General features: G+C 62.0%; 14 protein-coding genes and 1 pseudogene. 10 read left to right on the forward strand and 5 right to left on the reverse strand.

Going from position 1 to position 14,368, the window contains the following annotated elements:
• Nucleotides 1–92: 92 nt before the first annotated feature.
• Complete coding sequence (locus Q8M88_RS04535) at nucleotides 93–740, reverse strand: TetR/AcrR family transcriptional regulator (protein ID WP_305595059.1); 648 nt, start codon at nucleotides 738–740, stop codon at nucleotides 93–95.
• Between the two features lie 150 nt (nucleotides 741–890).
• Between Q8M88_RS04535 and Q8M88_RS04540 the strand changes: the two genes are divergently transcribed.
• Both Q8M88_RS04540 and Q8M88_RS04545 read left to right on the forward strand, forming a co-directional pair.
• Nucleotides 891–1,592, forward strand: coding sequence for a hypothetical protein (locus Q8M88_RS04540; protein WP_305595060.1), 702 nt, complete (start codon nucleotides 891–893; stop codon nucleotides 1,590–1,592).
• On the forward strand, nucleotides 1,589–3,664 hold the full coding sequence (locus Q8M88_RS04545) for a phage terminase large subunit family protein (protein WP_305595061.1): 2,076 nt from the start codon (nucleotides 1,589–1,591) through the stop codon (nucleotides 3,662–3,664). Before Q8M88_RS04540 ends, Q8M88_RS04545 begins: the two co-directional genes overlap by 4 nt.
• A 428-nt stretch (nucleotides 3,665–4,092) precedes the next feature.
• Here Q8M88_RS04545 and Q8M88_RS04550 read toward each other — a convergent pair whose 3' ends face one another.
• A complete protein-coding gene (locus tag Q8M88_RS04550; RefSeq protein ID WP_305595062.1) occupies nucleotides 4,093–4,509 on the reverse strand; it encodes a hypothetical protein in 417 nt (138 codons plus the stop codon).
• 241 nt (nucleotides 4,510–4,750) lie between these two features.
• Here Q8M88_RS04550 and Q8M88_RS04555 point away from each other — a divergent pair, with 241 nt between their 5' ends.
• Both Q8M88_RS04555 and Q8M88_RS04560 read left to right on the forward strand, forming a co-directional pair.
• Nucleotides 4,751–5,080 (forward strand): hypothetical protein, encoded by a 330-nt coding sequence (locus Q8M88_RS04555; RefSeq protein ID WP_305595063.1) that lies wholly within the window; start codon nucleotides 4,751–4,753, stop codon nucleotides 5,078–5,080.
• Nucleotides 5,077–5,232: a hypothetical protein gene (locus Q8M88_RS04560; RefSeq protein ID WP_305595064.1), complete on the forward strand. Its 156-nt coding sequence runs from the start codon at nucleotides 5,077–5,079 to the stop codon at nucleotides 5,230–5,232. The genes Q8M88_RS04555 and Q8M88_RS04560 overlap by 4 nt, the downstream gene beginning before the upstream one ends.
• A 25-nt stretch (nucleotides 5,233–5,257) precedes the next feature.
• On the opposite strand, the gene Q8M88_RS04565 is transcribed toward Q8M88_RS04560, so the two are convergent.
• Both Q8M88_RS04565 and Q8M88_RS04570 read right to left on the reverse strand, forming a co-directional pair.
• A complete protein-coding gene (locus Q8M88_RS04565; RefSeq protein ID WP_305595065.1) occupies nucleotides 5,258–5,446 on the reverse strand; it encodes a hypothetical protein in 189 nt (62 codons plus the stop codon).
• 114 nt (nucleotides 5,447–5,560) lie between these two features.
• Nucleotides 5,561–6,604 (reverse strand): ATP-dependent DNA ligase, encoded by a 1,044-nt coding sequence (locus tag Q8M88_RS04570; RefSeq protein ID WP_305595066.1) that lies wholly within the window; start codon nucleotides 6,602–6,604, stop codon nucleotides 5,561–5,563.
• A gap of 1,874 nt (nucleotides 6,605–8,478) precedes the next feature.
• Between Q8M88_RS04570 and Q8M88_RS04575 the strand changes: the two genes are divergently transcribed.
• A complete protein-coding gene (locus Q8M88_RS04575) occupies nucleotides 8,479–8,757 on the forward strand; it encodes an erythromycin esterase family protein (protein WP_305595067.1) in 279 nt (92 codons plus the stop codon).
• A gap of 132 nt (nucleotides 8,758–8,889) precedes the next feature.
• Nucleotides 8,890–9,114, forward strand: coding sequence for a hypothetical protein (locus Q8M88_RS04580; protein ID WP_305595068.1), 225 nt, complete (start codon nucleotides 8,890–8,892; stop codon nucleotides 9,112–9,114).
• A 402-nt stretch (nucleotides 9,115–9,516) separates the two neighbouring features.
• On the opposite strand, the gene Q8M88_RS04585 is transcribed toward Q8M88_RS04580, so the two are convergent.
• Nucleotides 9,517–11,508, reverse strand: coding sequence for a TonB-dependent receptor (locus Q8M88_RS04585; protein ID WP_305595069.1), 1,992 nt, complete (start codon nucleotides 11,506–11,508; stop codon nucleotides 9,517–9,519).
• 148 nt (nucleotides 11,509–11,656) lie between these two features.
• Here Q8M88_RS04585 and Q8M88_RS04590 point away from each other — a divergent pair, with 148 nt between their 5' ends.
• From Q8M88_RS04590 to Q8M88_RS04605, 4 genes and pseudogenes are all read left to right on the forward strand, one after another.
• Nucleotides 11,657–12,037: a hypothetical protein gene (locus Q8M88_RS04590; protein ID WP_305595070.1), complete on the forward strand. Its 381-nt coding sequence runs from the start codon at nucleotides 11,657–11,659 to the stop codon at nucleotides 12,035–12,037.
• Nucleotides 12,038–12,346: pseudogene (locus Q8M88_RS04595) on the forward strand (sorbosone dehydrogenase family protein); the annotation flags it as partial.
• A 117-nt stretch (nucleotides 12,347–12,463) separates the two neighbouring features.
• On the forward strand, nucleotides 12,464–12,940 hold the full coding sequence (locus tag Q8M88_RS04600) for a MucR family transcriptional regulator (protein WP_305595072.1): 477 nt from the start codon (nucleotides 12,464–12,466) through the stop codon (nucleotides 12,938–12,940).
• A gap of 332 nt (nucleotides 12,941–13,272) precedes the next feature.
• Entirely contained in the window at nucleotides 13,273–14,208 is a 936-nt protein-coding gene (locus Q8M88_RS04605; RefSeq protein WP_305595071.1) for a serine protease, read from the forward strand.
• Nucleotides 14,209–14,368: the final 160 nt, after the last annotated feature.

Genomic DNA, 14,368 nt, shown 5'->3' on the forward strand with positions numbered 1-14,368 from the left:
TGTGAGCGCGGAAAGAAGGGCTCAATCCGCCGCATATGCTCCGGCGTCAGCATCAGCAAATCACTCAAGGCGGCTCCTCCTGCCACCTTGAATCACCTCCCCAAACCAACCTCAATCGATTTAATGGGTCCTGACCCTAGCTTTGCCTTACGTCCGGGTTTCGCAAGGCCGTAGGCGAGGAGGTCGAGGAAGGAGGCAGTGGCTTCTTGACCTGTCGCGACGATGCGGAGCTGTTCGCCGTGCAGTTGCCCCAGCAGCAATAGGCTGGTCTGTCCAAGGTCGACGCTTCCTCGGAGGTCGCCGAGCCTTCGAGCGTTCGCCAGATGCTGCTGCACCAGCCCAGCTCTGCGCCGCCAATAGGCTTCCCTCAGCTGTGTGAACGCCGGGATGACGCCCGGCCCAACGGCTAGCTGAAGTGCCGCCAATGCGCGGGGATCTCTGTCGGCTGTTCGTCCCAGTTCGTCTCGCATCCAATGAAGCAGCGGACCCCATCCCCACCGGTCGCCCTTCACCTCGAAATCGACGAGCGTGGATAAGGCGGCATGCAGCAAAGCTTGGCTGGTGTGAAAATGGTACCGCGCCACAGCTCGGCCTAAACCCGCGAGCGCCTCGACCCGGGACACATTAAAATCCACCAGGCCTCGCTCCCCAAATTGCGCAAGCGCCGCATCGAGAAGTTTGGATCGCGTTGAATCGGTTCGTTCCCGCTGGGTTCCAAACTTCTTCACGGTTGTTTTCATTGCGATAATCCATGTCGTCATAATTTTGTTTGCATCATAACAAGTTTTATTCCGCTAAACGACCCCTGCGCGGATTCATGTCGTGACGAAAGGCTGACGGTGCGTAGGGCCTGGTGATCAGGTGCTCGCCTTGGAGATGGCCACACCGACATGTTCGTCGAAGACAATACCGTTCCCGCCTCGGCCCAAAAGTGGGCGCGCATGCCGGGCGCGGTTCAATTGCAGCTTGAGCGGGCGATCTTCAGCCACATGCGAAAGCATGGCTCGCGCCACTACGACCTCTTGAGGGACGACCCGCAGTTCGCGCCCTGGATTGGAACTCACTTGGGACCGAGGGGTGAGAAGCGGCTCGACCGCCTGATCAACCGGCTCCGGAGCAACCAACCAATCAAGGTGCGGCAGAGCACCAATCCCTCTTTGCGAAACTCGCCTTCTGGGGCCCAGCAGCAGCCCGAAGTGCGTCCGGACCACTCGCCCGAGTGTGAAACCTATGTACTCACAGGAGCGACTGGCGCGTTGAGTTACGAAGAGATCGAACATCAACTCCGCAAGCTTGCCCGAAATCTCGAGGCGGTCATCAAGGGATGCTTCAACGAATACGGCGAAATGACCCGCCCCGATCTTTTTTTCAGATCCACCCGCGAATATCGCGCGATTCTGAAAGCCGGCGCTGACCTCGCCAAGTCATACAACGAACAGCTCAATTCGGACGTGTTTTTGAAGCCCTTGCTTGAGCGAATATCACAATTGAAAGCGGACGACCCGAAGCAGGCTGACAAGCTGGGCGAGGATATCCAAGAGCTGTTTCTCTACGCCGGCGGTATCGCAGCGACCAAGGCGGGCCAATCATGAGCCGCATGCCCCGCCGAGCAGATCCCCGGATAATCAAGCGTTGGAGGCAGGCTGCAGCAGAAATCAGTGCCCGGATGGAGATCGACCGCGGCCTCAGTCCGATTCCGAGCGACATGTCGTTTCGCCCATGGTGCGAGAGCCTCACACGCGAACGCATCGACCCGAAAACGGGTGAGAGGCGGCCCGTGTTGAAGGTCGACGGAAAGCCGTTCCGCCTCGACGACCGGCCGGCGATGGCGTGGATCTATGATCAGATCCCCGACACCCCCGAGGCGATGCTTGGGATGACTTTCACGGTGATGAAATGCGCCCAGGTGGGCTTCACCGTCCTGGAGATGCTCGTCGCGATCTACCTGGTCCTCAAGTTCGAACCGCTGAAGGTTGGCATGTTCCTGCCGGACATGAACCTGGCGCGAGGCAAATCCAAGAACCGGTTCCTACCCATCGTCCGCACGATCCCAGAAGCCCACGCGCGGCTTACGTCAGGGGATTCGCCCGGCGAGGGGAATGTCATGACCCGGGTGCTCGGCCAGAGCTTGGTCCATTTTCTTTGGACCAGCGGTAAGTCAACAACGGAGTCCTACCCGATGGACGCCGTGTTCTTCGACGAGGTCCAGGAGATGAAAATCGCGGCTATGGAGAAGGCTCGCGAGCGGCTCTCGGCGTCGACCTTCAAGTTCACTCTTATGGGCTCGACGGCCAATTGGCCGGATGCTGACATTCATCACTGGTACAGGAAGGGCACGCAGCACCGCTTCCATACCGCATGCCCCACCTGCGGCGAGATGAAGCCGCTCGACGATTATTTTCCGCAATGCATCAAGTTTGATCCAGAGATCCTCGACAGGGTCACCGGGGCTCCGGGCGACTACCGTTACGTTTGTCAGCAAGACCATTGGATAGACGATCCTCAGCGGGGGGAATGGATCGCAGATAACCCTGACGCCGCTGCGCGCAAGGCTGTGAGCATCCACTTCCACCAGATGCTGTCGCCTACCATCAGCCCGCGGGAAATGATCGAGGCGTACTTCAATGCTGAGGACTTGAAGAACTTCTACAACCGCAAGCTCGGCAAGCCGTACCAAGACCCCTCGCAGATCCCGGTTACGCTCGAGCACCTCAACGCCTGTGCAGCGGAAGGCGTCCGCGCGGGCCTGGTCTGGAAGACGCGGGCACGCCAAACGTACATGGGCATCGACCAGATGGGCGCCTTCAACGTGGTGATCATCAAGGAGCGGATGGAGGACGGCCGCCAGGCGGTGATCCACGTTGAAGAGATTTACGCCGCTGATCCTTTCACTCGCTGCGATGAGCTGATGGAGGCCTACGGCGTGCAAGTGTGCGTCGTGGAAACATTGCCAAACTACAATGATGCCCACCGGTTTGCTGGCCGCTTCCCGCGGCGTGTGTTCCTAGCGGGTTATGGCGACCTGCAGGATGATGCAATGCGCTGGGGCGACGGTCCGAAGCTCGATGCTAGCGACCGGCGAACAAGCGATGAGGAGCGCACGCGTTACACAGTGACGCTCGATCAGTTCAAGTGCATGAGCTTGAGCCTGGCGCGCCTGGTCCGCACCCAATGTCTGTTCCCGGATCCCAATGCCTTGGTGCAGGACATTCTCGAAAAGGGTGTGCGCCAGCCCATGGCGCTGCTTAAGGAACGCGTATTCCTGCACTTCCAGCGGACTGCGCTGGTCACTGATCGCCTTGACGAGGTCGAGCGGAAGTACCGACGATCGGTGAAAAAGGTCGGTATCGACCCGCATTTCTCGTACGCCAACATGCTTTGCGACGTCGCTTGGTCTCGTGCGCATGGGACCGCCACCTTCATGCTCCCAGCGCTGGACAACTTGCCCGACGAGCTGAGAGCACAGGCGCAGCGGATGGACTTGCACGGCGTGCCGTCGCCGATCCTGGAAAAGCTTATCCCCCTGCCCACCGGCGTGGTGTGCGGGCGATGTATCGAATGCCCAATCACTCAAAATGAGCCGCCAACGCGCTTCTTCTGCAAAGCGCGCCAGTTCAACACCCAGGCAAAGGACGTAGGCTGCCCCCTCTTCGTGCAAGCTTAGTTCAACAGCTCGTATGCGCTCAAGCATTGCCTCGGAGTCCGAGGAAGGGGGCTTGTGATGGAAAGGCCCAGTGTTTAGGTTCAACCTGGGTGTTCAAGAGATGACGGGGATATGGCCAACACCAGTATTGAGCGCGCCTATGAGCTAGCTGTGTCGGGCGAATGCGCCTCGGTCGCCCGCATTGTGGCTCTGCTGAAGGCTGAAGGTTTCCCCACAGTTTTAACCGATCTCAGAAGTAGGAACCTTCGACGAGAGTTGCATGAACTGTGTGTGACGGGTCCAAGGGCGGACACTTATGCCTGTAAAGCTGCTCAGGACGTCGAGAGCGACGCTTCACAGGGAGAGGCCCAGTCTAGCCCGTAGTGAAGGGCCCTTCGAGCGCCCAGCGTCCGCGCCGACCTCCTCGCGCAGCGAGGGCGGCCTGAGCTCTACTTTTCTTTCGGATGGGCAGCCTTTGCCTTCGCATCACCAAAAGTCTGTCTCAGTGCTTCTCGAGCGAAATTGATCCTAAGACCTGTTTCCGTACGCGAGCGGTTCAGGTTCGCCGACGCGGCGCTCGCAGCCATTGATCCAAGGTCGACTAGGCCAGTAGGATCCAGCGCACCAAGAATCATCGTCCCGACATCCGCACCCGAAAGCCCCCCGCGTTCGGCGTTCACCTGTACCGGGAAAGCTCCAGTTTGCGCTCCTGTGGACGTGTCGATAACGGCCACACGACCCTTCGCAATGTTGTCGTCGCCCACGATTATCGCTTTGAGAGGATTTTTGAAGTGCACACGGTCGAGGTCGATTCTCAAGGTGAGCGCGCGTCCGGAACCGCCATAGAGGATGGCTTCCTCCAGCACAGCTAAGCGAAGGCCTTCGCCGAACGCTGACGGGGCCTGCGCGTCATGTTGTACGACTTCGACGACGCTGACGTGGTGGACCTTATCGGCGTCGGCTACGCCATGCGCAGCCGTGGCGCAGCCTCCCAGAGCAAGCGCGCCGACAAGAGCGACATAGGTGAGTGAATTTCTTCGGGACATCGAGGACCTCTGACTGCCGGCCTGAAAGGCCTCGCTCTCGAGGTCACCAAACGCGCCTTACATGGCCAACGACGACGATCGCCGTTGTGCGCTTGGCAACCTAAGCAGCCGTCACTCCGCGCCCGCTGTCAACATTGATGGTTTCGATGTGGCGCAAACGACCGGATTGCGCGGCCGGCGCGGCGGTAGCCAGTTGCAAGCGGACGGTGAAGACGCCGCGCTGATGGCCGCGGGGCTCATGTTTGCATCCGGCTATACGGCCTGCGGCACGCCGGTGCGCATCTTCGGCGGAGCCGCTGACATCGTCGACAACCATCAGATGCACGGACGCGTCCTGGCGGGCTTGATGACGAGGGCGACCTACGAACATTGCCCAGGCTCGGTCATATGATCCAGCATTTTGCGCAGGACAAGATCGTCGAAGCCATCGAAGAACTGATGCTGCTGGGTGGGTCAGGTCGGAGAGATTCCGCCTTCAGCCGTATGCCGCAGGCGTCCAACGACACGCTGGCTTATGGGACCATGGCTTCAGTTCCAGCCTAGGTCGCGCCGAGCTGCGCCGCCTAGTTCATGTCTCATCAACGTCCGGCTCGTCATCGCCGCCGAGCATTTCGTTGAGCCCGTCGATGATCATATCGAGCTGGTCTGGCGTGATGGCGACGCTGAGAGTTTGACCGCCTTCAGCGCTCAGATGCAGCGCGTAGCCGTCGTCCGTTTCCTCGAACGTCAGTTCATGAAGCGCCTTAAGGTTTGTCATCGATATCTCCTGCTCAAACTTGTCAGTCGCTCCGGAGCGCGTTCACGTCTACGCGCACCCTACCGTGGAGCTTCGAAATAGGGGGCGCCACGGCTTAGGATGCTCGCAGGCGGCTCAAGCGGACGTCGTATCGCCCAGCAGGCTCGCGGGCTCAGATCTAAGCTGCGCGAGCGTGCACTGGTGCGGCGCCTTGTCCGGACGCCAACGCAGCAAGGTGGTCCCATGCCGGAAGCGGTCGCCGGTGACGTGGTCATAGCGGACCTCGACCACAAGCTCCGTCTTCAACGGCGTCCATTCAGCGCTTCTGCCGTTGCTCCAGCGACTGGGTCCGCCGGGCGCGTCGCCGGTGAAGCCCAGTCCGCCAGCCCTCGCTTCCAACATCTCGGTCAATGCGGGACGTTCCGCGTTGGAGATCGTCGAGGTGTAGCCGACGTGGTCAAGCTTTCCGGCCTCGTCGTAGAGCCCGAGCAGCAACGAGCCGACTTGCTTGCTGTCGCTCGCATAGCGGAAGCCTCCGACCACGCAGTCGGCGGTGCGTAGCCGCTTGATCTTCAGCATGGCGCGCTCCCCCGACGCATACGGTCCGTCGAGCCGCTTGGCGACTACGCCGTCCAGCGCCGCCCCTGTTTGGGCAAGCCATGCGGCGGCCTCGGTAAGATCATCGGTCCCTGGCGAGAGGCGGATGCGATCTGCGCCCTTGAAACGCTTGAAGACGCGCTGAAGCGCCTTCAGCCGTTCGGCCAGCGGGGTGTCGACCAAGCTTTCGCCGTCGGCGTCCATCAGGCAGTCGAAGAGCACCAGGACGGCGGGGGTTTCCGCCGCAAGCTTGCGCACCCGGCTCTCTGCGGGATGAAGGCGCGCCTGCAAGGCGTCGAAGGACAGCTCGCCGCCGACCGGGATGGTGAGTTCGCCGTCCAGGATAAAGCGCTCCACGGGCAGCGCTCGCAGCATCGCCTCGACTTCAGGGAAGTAGCGCGCCAGCGGCTTGCCCGATTTGGCCCGCAGATCGACCGAATCACCGCTGCGGAACGCCAGGCAGCGGAAGCCGTCCCACTTGGGCTCGAACCGCCAGCCCGGCTCAGCAGGCAGCGACTGGGCGAGCTTCGCCTCCATGGGCGCAAACTCGAGCGGCAGGGGCAGGCCGGGCAGGGTGCTCATCGGCGAGTCAATCCGCGCCAGGCTCCGCCGTTCCGCTCGGGGCTGACATGAGTGGGTCATTCGTCGCGCGAACGCAGAGATCCCGGCGGACGAACGCCGCCGGGATCTCTGGAATCGCGTCGATGGGTCGGTTGGCCTACTTGGCGGCGACTGCAGCGACTTCACGCCGCTTGGGCCGAACACACGCCATCCATCCTTATGGCGAATTACGGCGAGGGTCAGCGACGCACCTGAATCACGCCAGCGCGTCTCACCGCACCTCGCTGCATACGACGCGATCCCCGTCGCGCAGTTCAAAGGATCGGTGGTAGGCGCTTGCCATCAGTTCACGATGTGCGAGTTGGCACGCTCGCTCTACATCCGTGGCGATGAGAGCATCCCCGACCAGATCGCCTGGTCAGATGTGCGCCCGCAGGTGCGAGTCACGACAAATCCTTGTCGTCACGACCTTGCGATGTGCAGCCCGCTCGGACGAACTAGAGCGCCGCCAGCTTCCGAATTAGCCGGCGGCGGCGTGTCGCTGAGGCGATAGGCCCCCGGAAAGGCGAGAAACGCCCCAGCCCCCGCGAGCGCATATGTCACGACGTGCGAGCGTCCAGAACAGGAGGAGCGGTTCGTCAGGACAGGGAACTGGTGCTAGGGCGCCTTGACGAACAGCTGGTCGTGATGCTGCTCAGCAATCCCGGTGAGTATTCTCGAGCGGGCGGATCGAGCGTCGATACAGCGCACGGGCTCGGGCCGCGAGCGCCATACGTCACGGCGTGTGAGCGTCCAGCACAAGACGAGCTGCTCGTCGAGAATCCGGGACTGCGCAGGGGTTACCTTGACCAACACCTGGTCGTGACCCTGCTCGAACAGGCAATGCCGCTGGGCATCTCAACCGCTGGATCGAGCATGGATGCAGCGAACGAGCTCGGCGCCGCGAGCGCTAGACGTCACGACGCGTGAGCGTCCAGCACAAGACGAGCTGCTCGTCGAGGATCTTGGGCTAGTGCTGTCGACCTTTGTCGGCAGAAAGATTCAGATGCAGGGAGGCAAGGGCAGGCAGGCGCTCGAGCGAGAAAGGACGAACATTGGGCGAGGCGCCGACTTCCGAGCCTGATAGCCGGCTGAGGATGCCACCGAAACGGCGATCGCGCGGTGACCGGATGTAAGTTCGGGATTCGGCCATTGCGTCTTGAAAATCGAAGACGGTAGAGCTCATGGCGCTTATGATTTGTCCGACATGGACCTTGTCTTGAGAGCGCGCTTCTTACGGGTTTTTTCCCATGCGTCCACGAATGCATCGCCCATGATTTCGCGAGCGGGACGGGCGCGCGCGAAATCCGCTTCCGTCAATTCCGGGTTGTCGTCCAAGTCGCGCGGTGGGGGTGGGCGCTTTTCAGCCATGTCCCGATAATAGTAGCTGCACCGGAGGCGTGCTATACTTGTGACCCCCTTTAGCTTCAAAACAGTACGCTGCCTAAGAGCAATCACATGCGGTTCTCGACCCAGCGTCCTTGCTTCGGCCGAAGCGTGGTTACTGTCGCGAGCTAGACGTAGCCGACGAGATTCGCGATGCCCGCCTTTAATTGCCAGCCATCGGTTCCAAAGTCGCCTCGGGTTGGCACGGCGACAGGACCCCTAGTGTCCGATAACATCCAATTGTCGAACCCTATCGGACCGATTGCACGTGGGGTTCTGTCCCGCGATCGGCTGACGCGCCTTCCTACTGCGAACGGCCACGAGGCTCAGAGCAGCAGTGGCCATGGTGACGAACAGCTAGGCGCATATCAGGCTCGTGCTCGTGCGCTCGTCCTGAACCAGCGCGAGCAGGGGTGCGAGCGCCATGAGGCTGGCACATAGCGTCACTGCGTGAAGTGGACGGAAAGCCTTTGGCCGCGCCACACGAAGTCGATCTCGCCCGGCTGGGCGAAGGGCGCAGAGTGCTGTTGAGCCGTTCCGGCCCGGTCCGCCGACGACGTCTCGAACGGGCGATCGGGGTCGTCTACTTGCCGCCTAACGAGCGCGAAGCCCACTACATCTCGGCGGATCTGCAGCGGCAGTTCGATGCCGTGGTCTTTGCCGCCAGGACCCAGGCGGTGACTCCGCTCATGCCGCGCATGGCGCCTTCGCCGGACATGCCGGCGGCCGCGCCAGGTTCGGTGGGGTAGCGGCTCTTCCGCCTCGCGCTCAGAAACTGAACTGCCAAACGCATTGCGTCTCTTGCGCGAGCCATGCTCCTTTGATCAGACAGGGAACGAGAGTTTGCGTCCCGAGGTGATGAAGGTCACCGGAGCGATCGTATGAACAACCGGCTGCTGGTGGTTCTCACCGCCGTGCTCCTCTGCGCGATGTTCGGCTTCGTGCTCTGGGCCTTCTACGCCATGTGGGGGTTGAGCCCGGCGAAGCTGTCGATCCACGGCTGGATCGCGATGGGCTTGGCGTTCGTCTGCGTCGGCGGGCTTACCGGCGGGCTGATGTGGCTGGCGTTCTACTCGGCTCGCAAGGGTTACGATGACCGGCTCTGATGGTCGACGCGCGCCGTTCGGGACGGCGAGCCCTTGCGCCGGACCCGCTTCGGCGCGTGGAACGTTCGAGGCCGCATTCGATTTCCAAGACGTCTGCAGCGTTCTGCGAGGGGGACGGCTATGATCCTGAAGGCCATCTGCGCACGTGCTGCTGGGATCGCTGTGCAGCACTGTGCTGCTCCTAAGCACCGCAGCTGTAATGAATAAGGTTGAAGCAATGAATAAGATTGAATGGGCAGCTTCATGAGCGCCGCCTATTCGTCCATCAGCGTGCTAAAGGCGCGCGCTGCTGCGCATCTCCTTTAAACCATGGAGGCGCGAGCCGCATAGTTTCCCGTTTCCGGTGATCGCTACAGTCGCCTGGCTTTGCCGCCAACTGGCGTGGCCTGATTAGCGCCGGTGTTACCGCTCTACCCGCAATCCGATGCGGAGAATCCGTGGGGCTGCGTGGCCCACGACGCCATCCACGGTTCGCGCGGCCTCCACCTCGGCGTCCAGCAGATTGTCCGCCGTCAGATAGGCACTGACGTGGGGGGAGATGCGCCAGTCGGCGCGCAGGCCGAGGCGCAGCGCCGCGCCAAGGGTCCGGCTGTTGAGATCGTCCTCGAAACGCTGGCCCTCGTAGGCGAGGTCCGCATGCAGGTCGAAGCCGTCGACCGGCGTCACCGACACGCCGAGCATGCCACTCCAGATCGGCGCCTGCGCCGGCCGCTTGCCGGTCAACTGTGCGGCCGCCGCACCTCCGTCGACGCGGGCGTCGGTGACGGCGACGGCGAAGGAGAGGTCCACAGGGCCAAGCGTCTGTTCAGCCCGGCCTTCCAGTCCGACGGCGTCGACGAATCCGACGTTTCGGCGTTCGCGAAGGACGCCGCCTGCTGGAACGAATCCCGCGCGCACGAACGTCGCCGGCCCTTCGCCGATCGTGACGTTGGTGATCGGATCGCCTAGGCGGTTCCAGAACGCAGTGACCTCGATCATTCCGCCGTCCGATCGATGGGCGACGCCGGTCTCCATGCCGAAGAGGCGTTCGGGCTGCAGGCTTGCATTGGCCTCGGTGACGTCGTTGCCGACGCGGAACGGCCGGTGCAACTCGTTCAAGGTCGCGGGGCGAAAACCAGAGTAGGCGGCGGCGCGTATCGACAGGGTCTGTGAGATTTCGTGCTTCATCCCGAACCGCGCGCTGAACAGATCCGCCCCACGGTCCGTGGGGCGCTCATCCAGGGTCACAACGCCGGTGGCGACGTCCCTTTCGATCCGAACGCCGTGACTGTTGCGCCAGCGGTCTACGCGAGCGCCCCCTGCGACCAGCCAGTCGCCGTGTGACCAGGCGCCGTCGAGATACAGGCCGACGACCGACGTCTCACCGCCGGCGATTCGCGTGCGCGTGTAGGCTCCGGTCAGGTAGCGGAAGCGCTCGTGTTCTTCCCCCTCATTGATGCGGGCGTCGGCGCCGACCTCCCACTCGAGCGGGCCTGTCTGCCGGCGAACCGCGGCGCCGAATCCGGTTCCGCTGGCGGGTGTGGCGTCCTGGCTATTGGCGGGCGTCGTTATCGCGCGATCGGCCGCCACCGAAACCGAACTGTTGAACAGATCGCTGGTGCGCCGCCAGGCCTGCAGCCGCCACCCAAAGTTTTCCTTGGTCGGCGCCTTGGCGATCGTGACGCTGACGATGTCGCCCCTGGCGTGCGCTCGCGCGCGCCCCAGTCCCGCGCCGCGTTGCTCGTCATACACGCCGCCGCGAAGCGACAGCGGCCCCAGAGGCGTCGCGTAGTCGATGCGGCCCGCGAGGCTCCAGCTCTCGAGGTCGGTCGCGACGTCGGCCGCGCCGCGACGGGCGCCGCGCACGGGGACGTAGCCCTGCGAAGTCTCATGCTGGGCGGTGGCGAACACGCCGATTGCGCCTACGCTCGATGCAACAGCAACCGCCGCGCGTCCAGAGCCTAGTCCGCCGGCCGAGACCTCGGCGACCACGCCGCTGGAGCGTTCGCGCAGATTGATCGTGCCGGTCAGGGCGCCTGCGCCGTAGGGCCCGGCACCGGCGCCGCGCACGATGTCGGCGCCTTCGATCGATTCCGGGGCCAGCTGAGACCAGATCACCCAGCCGCCGAACGGGTCGTTCAGCGGTGTGCGGTCCAGCGTCACCAGGGCGCGGCCGGCGCCGGACGGCGCGATGGCCCGCAGGCTCACCCCCTGGGTTGTCGGGTTCGCCGAGAAGCTTGAGGTGCGCCGGAACAACGAGATGCCGGGAGCCCTGAGGATCGCTTCGTCGACCCGCTGCGCCGAGCGCAGGGCGCCCGCATCCAGGCGCTGGATCGAGAACACCGCGTCCGAGGTCAGCGGCGGCAGCCGAGCCGCCGTGACAACCACATGTTCGACGGCGGGCGCCTGGTCCAAAGCTTTGTCCTGAAGAGGTATGGCTACGGTTAGCTGTCCAACACGAGATGCCTTTGTCGCATGCGTTGTTGCCAGCCGACAGTTTGCCTCCTGTCGATCAAGGCGCACCTTTTCTCCCGATGGCGTTCAGCCTCGCGGAGGCTGTCCCATGAAACACCTTCTCATCGCCAGCGCCTCGCTGCTGGCTCTTTTGTCGACGTCGTCAGCGGTCGCTCAGCAGGGCGATGGAACCCGCGTCCCGGTCCGTACAAGCATCTTCAAGCCCGACAATGTCGAGGCGACGCCTGCTAGATTCGGCGTGCTGAGGGTGCCCGCAGGCTTCAAGGTGTCAGCCTTTGCGACGGGCCTGAAGAACGCCCGGATCCTGGCGGTGTCGCCTGATGGCCTGGTCTTTCTCCGCGGGCGTCATCAAGGCGGTGTGCTTCTGTTGAAGGACAACGACCGGGACGGGCGCGCCGATGGCGAACCTGTCGTCGTCGCCAACCGCGCTGGAGTGCACGGTCTCGCCGTGAAGGACGGAAAGCTCTAGTTGGCCACAGTCAAAGAGGTTTTCGTCGCAGATATCCTCCCTGATGGACGCCTGTCTCCGCTGGAGCTGTTGATCGATGACTTACCCGATGCGGGACAGCATCCCAACCGCACCATCGCCTTCGGGCCCGGCGGGATGCTCTACATCAGCGTCGGCTCGACCTGTAACGCCTGCAACGAATCCAATCCCGAGAACGCCACGCTGCTGCGCGCCTCGCCGGACGGCAAGAGTCGGGTCATCGTCGACACCGGCCTGCGCAACACGCTTGGCCTTGCTTGGCAGCCTGCGACTGGCGAGCTGTGGGGTGTGGACCACGGTATCCACCTTACGACGGATTCGCTGCCGGTCATCGCGGTCTCCGACAGATGCCTCGCAGCTCGAGACGAACCAGCTTATGACGAGTGTCCACTCAAGGAGCGACGCCCCGTGGATGAGAACGAACTGGTCAGTTTGACCGCCCATATTGTTAGTGCCTACGTCGAGAATAATAAGTTGCCGATGGCCGAGCTGCCGGCGCTGATCGCGAGCGTCCATTCGGCTGTGAGAGGCGTCGAGACGCTCGAAGTGGCGGTTGACATCGAAATCAAGAAACTGACCCCCGCGCAAATCAAGCGATCCATTCAGCCAGAGGGTCTGATCAGTTTTGAAGACGGCAAGACCTACAAGTCGTTGAAACGCAATCTCTCGACCAAAGGGCTGACGCCAGACCAGTACCGGGCAAAATGGGGCCTCCCTAAGGACTACCCCATGGTCTCTCCTGCCTATTCGGCGGCCCGCTCCGCGCTCGCTAAAGAGATGGGTTTGGGGCTGGGCGGCCGAAAGCCCACCCCTGCTGCAGCGACGCGATCGAGTAAGCCACGGACGAAGATCGCTGAGGCATCTGAAGACGTCTCGTCCAACTAACCGCTTGGCCGGCCTCTAAGTGAACTGCGACGCCGGCGTTCTCGCCTGCGGCCAGGCTTCGGGCAGGAGGATCATCAAAATCGTCGCCACGCCGTCGCGGCAAAAAAACCTTCGCTAGGTTATCGACCATAGTAATCTCGCTGTCGGTCAGGGCCTTCGATACAAACTGCGGGTTGTTTCGGGCGGACAGCTCAGTGATGTCTCGTCGACCACAGGTTACGTATTGCTGAGCGATCCTTCGCCATGTGTCCGACGAAATGGCGCGAGGCTGCCGGTGTCTGTGTTGTGGCGCAGTTCCGTTAGTAATTAGGCATGTCGAACGAGTGTAAATTGTGACGACGGTGGTTGATCTTATTGAAGCTACGGTGAAAGTTGAGCAACCGCTCGGCAATGGCCAAAGCACGATTGGCACCGGATTCATCGTGACTGGAACTGCACCAGACGGAGCGCCGCGAACGATTCTGATAACGGCTAATCATGTGCTCGCTACAATGCCACATCAGCAGGCTACGGTGGGGCTTCGTATGCGCGATGAGTTCGGGTCTTGGCGATACTCCCCGCTTAGTGTGCAGATTCGTGCAGCTGATGGCCGTCCTCATTGGACAAATCATCCGACCCAGGACGTCGCGGTGCTTGAGCTGCCTGCGACCATCATCCATGGCGCAGTGCCCTCCACCGAACTTCCAGGCGAAAGGGCACTTGAAACGCTTGGCGTGCAGCCTGGCGACGAAATGATGGTTCTAGGATATCCACGTGGTCTTTCTGCGAACCCGCAAGGTTTCCCCATTTTGAGTGCGGGCAGGGTCGCCTCTTATCCCCTGTCGCCTGCAGATAAATATCCGACCTATCTAGTGAACATGAATGTCCATGCTGGCAATTCCGGCAGCCCCGTATATCTGGTCCTGCCGCGCCCCGCCGAAGGAGCGTCGGCTCGTGTGGTTGTCACTGGCCTACTTACACAGCAGATAAAATACAATGGTGATCGCCTAGCGATAGGAAATGTGACGCAGGCCGACTTCATATCTGAGACGATTTCCCTCATGGATTCGACAAGTGTCGTCGGAAAATCTTCGGAGCGAGTTGATGCTTTGAAGGAGCACGCAGTGTCGGTGGTTCACCAACAATTCACCTGGCGAGCATGGTGGTCAACGGTGCTAGACGAGTTGCGTATTTTCGCCCTACGTATCTGGATTTCGCTGCGAGATCGCTTCAACAACTGGATAACGCCCGACGCCACACCGTCTACGTACCTGAACCACGAGCGTTAGCGTAGCACAGGTGGCGGCGCTAAGAGGCTGTTTGGAAAAGGCGTGAGCGGTGATTCCGCTTCATCGTGGTCTGTGATTCAAGCTCGGGATGTGGACCGAGCAGAGCCGTGGCCGGATGGCCAAGATCGCGAAGAAGACCAAGCGATATCCATCTGATCTG

The organism is Phenylobacterium sp., assembly GCF_030693805.1.
Classification (GTDB): domain Bacteria; phylum Pseudomonadota; class Alphaproteobacteria; order Caulobacterales; family Caulobacteraceae; genus Phenylobacterium.

Coding starts and splice junctions, on each gene's coding strand:
- Q8M88_RS04535 (WP_305595059.1), bottom strand. CDS start 740: ATGAAAACAACCGTGAAGAAGTTTGGAACCCAGCGGGAACGAACCGAT.
- Q8M88_RS04540 (WP_305595060.1), top strand. CDS start 891: ATGTTCGTCGAAGACAATACCGTTCCCGCCTCGGCCCAAAAGTGGGCG.
- Q8M88_RS04545 (WP_305595061.1), top strand. CDS start 1,589: ATGAGCCGCATGCCCCGCCGAGCAGATCCCCGGATAATCAAGCGTTGG.
- Q8M88_RS04555 (WP_305595063.1), top strand. CDS start 4,751: ATGGCCAACGACGACGATCGCCGTTGTGCGCTTGGCAACCTAAGCAGC.
- Q8M88_RS04560 (WP_305595064.1), top strand. CDS start 5,077: ATGATCCAGCATTTTGCGCAGGACAAGATCGTCGAAGCCATCGAAGAA.
- Q8M88_RS04565 (WP_305595065.1), bottom strand. CDS start 5,446: ATGACAAACCTTAAGGCGCTTCATGAACTGACGTTCGAGGAAACGGAC.
- Q8M88_RS04570 (WP_305595066.1), bottom strand. CDS start 6,604: ATGAGCACCCTGCCCGGCCTGCCCCTGCCGCTCGAGTTTGCGCCCATG.
- Q8M88_RS04580 (WP_305595068.1), top strand. CDS start 8,890: ATGAACAACCGGCTGCTGGTGGTTCTCACCGCCGTGCTCCTCTGCGCG.
- Q8M88_RS04590 (WP_305595070.1), top strand. CDS start 11,657: ATGAAACACCTTCTCATCGCCAGCGCCTCGCTGCTGGCTCTTTTGTCG.